General features: G+C 68.1%; 8 protein-coding genes. 4 read left to right on the top strand and 4 right to left on the bottom strand.

The features are described 5' to 3' along the window. The 3 genes from ADBZ5N_RS16180 to ADBZ5N_RS16170 form a co-directional block, all read right to left on the bottom strand. Positions 1–1,287, bottom strand: a 1,287-nt coding sequence (locus ADBZ5N_RS16180) for an MFS transporter (RefSeq protein ID WP_526259147.1), incomplete at its 3' end; no start/stop codon positions are given. Next, entirely contained in the window at positions 1,284–1,994 is a 711-nt protein-coding gene (gene deoD, locus ADBZ5N_RS16175) for a purine-nucleoside phosphorylase (protein WP_526259145.1), read from the bottom strand. The genes ADBZ5N_RS16180 and deoD, both read right to left, overlap by 4 nt. Positions 1,995–2,003: 9 nt before the next feature. Then, complete coding sequence (locus ADBZ5N_RS16170; RefSeq protein ID WP_526259143.1) at positions 2,004–2,492, bottom strand: inorganic diphosphatase; 489 nt, start codon at positions 2,490–2,492, stop codon at positions 2,004–2,006. Between the two features lie 126 nt (positions 2,493–2,618). Between ADBZ5N_RS16170 and dacB the strand changes: the two genes are divergently transcribed. From dacB to hpt, 4 genes are read left to right on the top strand one after another with little or no spacing between them, the layout of a single operon-like run. Then, positions 2,619–3,998, top strand: a complete 1,380-nt coding sequence (gene dacB, locus ADBZ5N_RS16165; RefSeq protein WP_526259141.1) for a D-alanyl-D-alanine carboxypeptidase/D-alanyl-D-alanine endopeptidase — start codon at positions 2,619–2,621, stop codon at positions 3,996–3,998. Positions 3,999–4,014: 16 nt separating this feature from the next. Beyond that, a complete protein-coding gene (locus ADBZ5N_RS16160) occupies positions 4,015–5,073 on the top strand; it encodes an Rv3626c family coenzyme F420 biosynthesis-associated protein (RefSeq protein ID WP_526259139.1) in 1,059 nt (352 codons plus the stop codon). Continuing rightward, complete coding sequence (gene tilS / locus ADBZ5N_RS16155; protein WP_526259137.1) at positions 5,052–6,014, top strand: tRNA lysidine(34) synthetase TilS; 963 nt, start codon at positions 5,052–5,054, stop codon at positions 6,012–6,014. Before ADBZ5N_RS16160 ends, tilS begins: the two co-directional genes overlap by 22 nt. 10 nt (positions 6,015–6,024) lie before the next feature. Further along, on the top strand, positions 6,025–6,627 hold the full coding sequence (gene hpt / locus ADBZ5N_RS16150; protein WP_526259149.1) for a hypoxanthine phosphoribosyltransferase: 603 nt from the start codon (positions 6,025–6,027) through the stop codon (positions 6,625–6,627). An 82-nt stretch (positions 6,628–6,709) separates the two neighbouring features. Here hpt and ADBZ5N_RS16145 read toward each other — a convergent pair. Then, positions 6,710–7,294 (bottom strand): hypothetical protein (locus ADBZ5N_RS16145; RefSeq protein WP_526259135.1); only part of this gene is annotated, 585 nt, incomplete at its 5' end.

Below are 7,294 nucleotides of genomic sequence, written 5' to 3'. Positions count from 1 at the left end.
CACCGAACCGTAGGACGCCTCATCGGCGGACTGGCCGGCGAACGAGGTCAACGACAGTCGCAGGTTGAGCAGTTTGGCGGCGTAGGCGATGCCGATGGGTACCGCCATGTTGATGGTCAGGTTGTAGAAGCCGATCGCGATGCCGCCCTTGGACTTCGGTACGTCGCGGATCGCCGTCGACAACAGCGGTGCGTACATCAGCGCGAAGCCCGACCCGAACAGCACCATCGACACCGCGAAGATGCCGACCCACCTGCCGACACCGAAGGCGGCGATCACCAGTGCCAGGGCGATCATCACCATGGCGATGACGATGGCCCGATTGGAGCTCAGCCGTTGCGCGATCTTGCCGGTGAACACCCCGACCAGCACAGCCGCGGTGTAACCCGGCACCAGCAGCAGCGACACTTCGGCCAGCGGCCAGCCGTACACCCCTTTGACGATGAACGGGAAGATGAACTGGTAGCCCAGTTGCACCGAGTAGACGAGGAAGACCACTACCAGCAGCATCGTGTAGCGCTTGTTGGCGAAGAATTCCCTGGTGATCAGTGCGTCGGGGTGGACGGCGATGTGCCAGCCGAACACCGCGGCAGCCGCGGCCGCAGGCAGCAGGTACCACCAGTTGAAGTCCTGCATGAACAAGACGATTCCGGTGGCGATCGTGGCGACCAGAAAGAGCCCGAAAACATCCAGGCTGGTGTGGCCGGTGTCTTCGGCAGGGACGTACTTCAGGATGAACGGGATAGCAACCAGGGCAACAAGATTCACCAGAAAGAACGCGGTCCAGCCGACGTAGGTGGCGATGAAACCGCTGCCCACCGCCCCGAGCAGCAGCGATAACTGGAACGCGGCCGTGCTGTAGCCGAGGTACTTTTTCTGCTCGTCGCCGTGGAAATGCTTGGTGACCCAGATGACGTAGAGCGTCTCGGCCGCCGCGATGCCGCAGGTTTGGATGATCCTGCCGACCAGCACACCGGTGAATGAGCCCTGTAGCGCGTAGCCGATCAGCGATCCGACCGCCATCACGATGACGGCGAAGATCATCAGTTTGCGGATGCTGATGGAATCCGACAGCGCGGCGTAGACCACGGCCCCAATGCCGATGAGGATGCCGGGGAGGGTGGCCTGCAGGCTGACGGTGTTCTCCGACAGTCCCAGCGAGGACGCGATCGACGGCGACATGAGCTTGAAGCCGTTGTCCATGATCAGCGAGAACACGAACAGCGCCAGGAGCACCGGCACGGCCTGTCTGGGATGCAGCGCCAGACCGGCCCTCGACCCGGTCACGGCAGTTCCAGGGCTATCTCGATCATCGTGGTGAACGCCGTCTCGCGTTCCTCAGGGGTGGTGTGGGTGTCGGCCAGGATGTTGTCGCTGACGGTGAAGATTCCCAGCGCGTCCACTCCGGCGGCCGCGGCGTTGGCGAACAGTCCCGCGGACTCCATCTCCACCGCCAGGATTCCCATCTTCGCCCAGCGTCCCAGTGCCTCGGGATCCTCGTTGTAGAAGATGTCCGAGGACAAAACGTTGCCGACGTGGTTGCGCTGTCCGTGCTCATCGGCGACGCGCTTGGCCTTCTCCAGCAGTCGGTAGGAGGACAGCGGTGCGTAGGTCCCGGGCACGTCGAACTGACTCAGGTAGTTGGAGTCCGTCGACGCGCCCTGGGCGATCACGACGTCGTAGAGGTCGATGCCGTGCTGCAGTGCACCGCAACTGCCGACCCGGATCAGGTTTTTCACGTCGAAAAAATGGATGAGTTCATAGCTGTACAGCGAGATCGACGGGATGCCCATCCCGGTGCCCATCACCGAGACTTTCCGGCCCCGGTAGGTTCCGGTGAAGCCGAGCATTCCGCGAACATCGTTGATGCAACGCGGATCTTCGAGATAGGTCTCGGCGATGAACTTGGCCCGCAACGGGTCTCCGGGGAGCAGGATCGTCTCCGCGATCTGCTCGCCCTTGGGGTCGATGTGTGCCGTGCGCGTGCTGGCCATCGGGCGGCTTCAGTGGCCCTCAGCGGCGAATCGCTGCCGGGAGCGCTCCACCTCGGCCTCGGCCTCGGCGCGCCCGACGAAGTTGGCGGCCTCGACGAACTTGCCGGGCTCGAGGTCCTTGTAGTGCACGAAGAAATGCTTGATCGCCTCGAGTTCGAAGGCCGGCACGTCGGCGAGGTCGTTGATGTGGTCCCAGCGCGGGTCGCCGGCCGGGACGCAGATCACTTTGTCATCGCCACCGGCGTCGTCGACCATCTGGAACATCGCGACCGGGCGGGCCTCGACGATGACGCCCGGGTGCACCGACTCGGGTAACAGCACCAGAGCGTCCAGTGGGTCGCCGTCCTCGCCCAGGGTGTCCTCGATATAGCCGTAGTCGGCGGGATAGCCCATCGGCGTGTACAGGTAGCGGTCCAGCCGCAACCGGCCGGTTTTGTGGTCGACCTCGTACTTGTTGCGCTGCCCTTTCGGGATCTCGATCGTGACGTCGAACTGCACCGTGCGACTCCTTCTGCTGCCCCATCCGCCTCCGTGATCGGGACGACGGAAAGAAACCCTAACGAGGGATTCGCCTCAGCACGGCCTCGTTGGGCACAATAAGACGCGAATCCCTAAGGAGAGGTCATGCTTCGCACATCCCGGCGCAGTAGCCACGTGCTACTCGCCGCTGCTGTGATTGCGCTGGTAGCGGTGGTGGTGGCGGCCGCTGCTCTCCTCACTTCCGGCGGTCGGAGCAACGCCTCAGCTCCGGCACCCAGGCCGCCGGCGGCCTCCAAACCGGCTCTGATTCCGGTTTCCGACTCCGCCAGTGCGCCCACCACCGCCGGAATGACCAAGGCTCTGGCCGCCGCGGTGGCCAACCCCAATCTGGGCAACCTCAGCGGACGCATCACCGACGCCAAGACGGGGGATCAGATCTGGGAGCAGCGCGCCGATGTGCCGATGCAGCCGGCGTCGACGAACAAGATCCTGACCGCCGCCGCCGCGCTGCTCACCTTGGACCGCAACGCCCGCGTGACGACCACCGTTGCGGCTGCCGACCAGACGCGGATGCCGGGCGTGGTGGTGCTCGTCGGCGGAGGTGACCCGGTCCTTTCGGCGGCCCCGCCCCGGGAGGAGACGTGGTACCGCGATGCCGCCAGAATCGACGACCTGGCCGATCAGGTGCGTAAGAGCGGGATCAAGGCGACGGCAGTCCAGGTCGACAACTCGCTCTACACCGGGCCGGACATGGCTCCGGGCTGGGATCCCGCCGACATCGCCGGCGGCGACATCTCGCCGATCCAGACGGTGATGCTCGACGGCGGCCGGATTCAGCCGACCACGATGGAGTCGCGTCGCTCACCCACTCCGGCGCTGGATGCCGGACGGGCACTCGCGGTGGCCCTCGGCGTGGACCCGGCCAAGGTGACCATGGCCCCCGGCCCCGCCGAGGGACGTCAACTGGCGTCGGTGCAGTCCGCCCCGCTGATCGAGCGGGTACGGCAGATGATGGTCGCGTCCGACAACGTGATGGCCGAGACCATCGGACGGGAGGTGGCGCAAGCCACCGGGCGTCCGCTCAGCTTCGCCGGGGCGGTGGATGCGACTCTCGCCAAACTGGCCACCATCAACATCGACCTGACCGGTGCCTCGCTGGTCGATTCCAGCGGGCTCTCGGTCGCCAACCTCCTGACGGCGAACACCCTCGACGAAATCATCAATGCCGCCGCGGGGCCCGACCAGCCGGTCCTGCGGCCGATGCTCGACATGCTGCCGGTGGCCGGCGGCAGTGGCACCCTGTCGGAGCGTTTCCTGGGTGTGGAGCCCAAGAAATCCTCCGCGGGCTGGCTGCGGGCCAAAACCGGGTCGCTCACCAAGACGAACTCGCTGGCCGGCATCGTCACCGACGTCAACGGCCGGGTGCTCAGTTTCGCCTTCATCTCCAACAACGCCGGAATGGAGGGGCGCACCCGCTTGGACGCGTTGGCCGGCATTCTGCGCACCTGCGGCTGCGGCTCATGAGCGAACCGATGAGCCGGTGGCGTCGTCCACCGAACTGACCGTCGGCCGTGCCGTCGACTGGCGGTTCGCCGGAACCGTCGGGGCCCGGCTGGCCCGGCCGGGCCCGCCGGCCAGTGACTACACCCGCAGACAGGCCATCGACGATCTCGCCGAGTCGGCTGTGGCCGCCGAATCACCCGTCCGTGAAGTCACCGGACTCTTCGCCGGCGGCCCGGCGCCGCAACCCCGAATCATCAACCGTGAACAGTGGATCCGGGCGGCCTCGGACTCAATGCGGGTGATGACCGGAGGCACTGACAGCCCGGCCAACACCGTCACCGGACGGATCACCGGCGCCCAGACCGGCGCGGTCCTGGCCTTCATCTCCTCGGGCATCCTCGGTCAGTACGATCCTTTCGCCCCCGGCGACCAGGACGGTCAGGGCGGTGCCCTGCTGCTGGTCTACCCGAACGTCATCTCCGTCGAGCGGCAATTGCAGCTCTCCCCCAAGGACTTCCGGCTTTGGGTGTGCCTGCACGAGGTCACCCACCGGGTACAGTTCACCGCCAATCCCTGGCTCGCGGAACACATGTCGCGCACACTGGCGGTGTTGACGACCGAGCGCGACGAGGAGATCGGGCAGGTCGTCGGCCGGCTCGCCGAGTTCGTCAAGGACCGCCGGCGCTCAACCGGCGATCCGCACAACTCCGGCGTGATCGGTCTGATGCGCGCGGTGCAGTCCGAGCCGCAACGCCGGGCGCTGGACCAACTGCTGGTGCTCGGCACGCTGTTGGAGGGGCACGCCGACTACGTGATGGACGCCGTCGGCCCCGCGGTCGTCCCGTCGGTCCATCTCATCCGGCGGCGGTTTGACGACCGCCGGGAACGCAAGCAGCCGCCGCTGCAGCGATTGCTGCGGGCCCTGCTCGGCGTCGACGCCAAGCTCAGCCAGTACACCCGGGGCCGGGCCTTCGTGGACCATGTGGTCGGCCGGGTCGGGATGGAACGGTTCAACGCGGTGTGGTCGGACCCGGACTCGCTGCCGCTGCCCGACGAGATCGAAGACCCGCAGCGGTGGATCGACCGGGTCCTCTAGCCTCGCTGCGCGCAACGCTGGCCGGCTTCGCCGCCGCCTGGCTGCCGGAGGCCCAGGACTGGTGTGTGGCGCTCTCCGGCGGGCCGGATTCGCTGGCGTTGACCGCGGCAGCCGCACAGGTGCGGCCGACGACCGCGCTGATCGTCGACCACGGACTGCAGCCGGGGTCGCAGGCCGTCGCCGAGACGGCTCGCCTACAGGCTTATGCCCTTGGTTGTGTTGCGGCACAGGTTCTTCGCGTCGAGGTCGGCACCGACGGTGGCCCGGAGGCGGCGGCCCGCGCCGCCCGCTACGGTGCCCTCGAATCGGCCCGCAGCGATGCGCCGGTGCTGTTGGCCCACACCCTCGACGATCAGGCCGAGACCGTCCTACTCGGGTTGGGCCGCGGCTCCGGCGCCCGGTCGATCGCCGGAATGCGGGCCAGTGACCCGCCGTGGTACCGACCGCTGCTAGAGGTCCGCCGCCAGCACACCCACGCGGTGTGCGCGGAGTTGGATCTGCCCGCGTGGGACGATCCGCACAACCATGACCGCCGTTTCACCCGGGTGCGGCTTCGCGCCGAGGTGCTGCCACTGCTGGAGGAGGTGCTGGGCGGCGGTGTGTCCGCGGCGTTGGCCCGGACCGCGGCCGCACTGCGCGAGGACACCGACGCCCTCGACGCCCTGGCCGACAGTGCTTACCGCGCGGCCAGTTCCGGTGGTGCGCTGGGTGTCGCGGCGATCGCCGAACTTTCGTGCGCGCTGCGGCGACGGGTGATCCGGGCGTGGCTGCGGGCCGGGGGAGCCACCGGTCTCACCGATGTTCAGATTCGCGCCGTCGATGCGATGGTCACCGGGTGGCACGGCCAGGGCGGGGTCGCGGTCGGCTGCGGTGTTCCCCGCACCCGGCTGTTCGCCGAACGTCACGGCGGTGCGTTGACGCTGCGAACCGAACCGGTCTGATCGCGCGACGATTGTCCTGGGGGGTACGGCATGGCACGCTGTGGGCGTGTCGGCGCATGAGCTGTACCCCGGGGACATCAAGTCGGTCTTGGTCTCCCAAGAGCAGATCCGGGAGCGGACGTGCGCACTCGGGGAGGACCTGGGCCGCGACTACGCGAACACCACTGATGACCTTCTCCTGGTCACCGTCCTCAAGGGCGCGGTCATGTTCGTCACCGACCTGGCCCGGGCCATCCCGGTGCCAACCCAACTGGAGTTCATGGCGGTCAGTTCCTACGGTTCGGCGACGTCCTCCTCCGGTGTGGTCCGCATCCTCAAAGACCTCGACCGCGATATCGCCGGCCGCGACGTGCTCATCGTGGAGGACATCGTCGACTCCGGGCTCACCCTGTCCTGGCTGCTGCGCAACCTGGCGACGCGCGGACCGAAGTCGTTGCGGGTGTGCACGCTGCTGCGCAAACCCGACGCGGTACGCGCCGACGTCGACATCTCCTACGTCGGGTTCGACATCCCCAACGAGTTCGTCGTCGGCTACGGCTTGGACTACGCCGAGCGTTACCGCGATCTGCCCTATATCGGCACTCTCGAGCCCAGGGTCTACGAACCGGCCTGAGAGTTGTGGGTCGGTGCGGGCGACGTGGTCACGTGCCCCTCAGGCCCCCGGAGACCGCGCCGGTGACGTCGAGGCGGAGGCGCTAGGCCGAACTGCCGGCCCCTCCCTTGCCGCCGGAGCCGCCCTTGCCGCTGGAGCCACCGGTGCCGCCGGCCGCGCCGCCGCCTGGGCCGCCGGTTCCGCCAGCGGACCCAGCCGTGCCGTTGGCGCCGGAGCTTCCTTTGCCGCCGGTTCCGCCCCGGCCTCCGGTTCCGCCGGTTCCGCCGGTTCCACCGCTGCCGGTGATCCTGCCGTCGGTGCCCGTGGGACTGGTGCCGCCTGTGCCGCCTGGTCCGCCGGCACCACCGGAACCGCCCGCGCCACCTGCAGCGCTGGAGAGGGCGTTTCCGCCGGTGCCGCCGATCCCGCCGGCGCCACCCCGGCCGCCGTCGCCGCCGGCACCGTTGCGCAGTCCTGGGCCGCCGGCGAGGCCGCCGGTTCCGCCGGAACCGCCTGCGCCGCCTTCGTTTCCGGTGCCGCCGACCCCGCCCGGCTCCCCAGAAGTGGTCGCGTTGCCCCCAGCGGTGCCGCCGGTGCCGGTTCCGCCGTTGCCGCCGTTGCCACCCTTTCCGCCGTTAGACACCAGGTTGCCGTTGCCACCGGTTCCACCGTTGCCGCCGTTGGGGAA

Source organism: Mycobacterium sp., from assembly GCF_044370595.1.
Lineage (GTDB): Bacteria > Actinomycetota > Actinomycetes > Mycobacteriales > Mycobacteriaceae > Mycobacterium.
The sequence above is the reverse complement of the archived record's forward strand: the minus strand, read 5'-3'. Positions and strand labels throughout refer to the sequence as shown.

What these genes read in the sequence shown, in the direction of transcription:
- deoD (WP_526259145.1), bottom strand. Translation starts at nt 1,994, where the DNA reads ATGGCCAGCACGCGCACGGCACACATCGACCCCAAGGGCGAGCAGATC.
- dacB (WP_526259141.1), top strand. Translation starts at nt 2,619, where the DNA reads ATGCTTCGCACATCCCGGCGCAGTAGCCACGTGCTACTCGCCGCTGCT.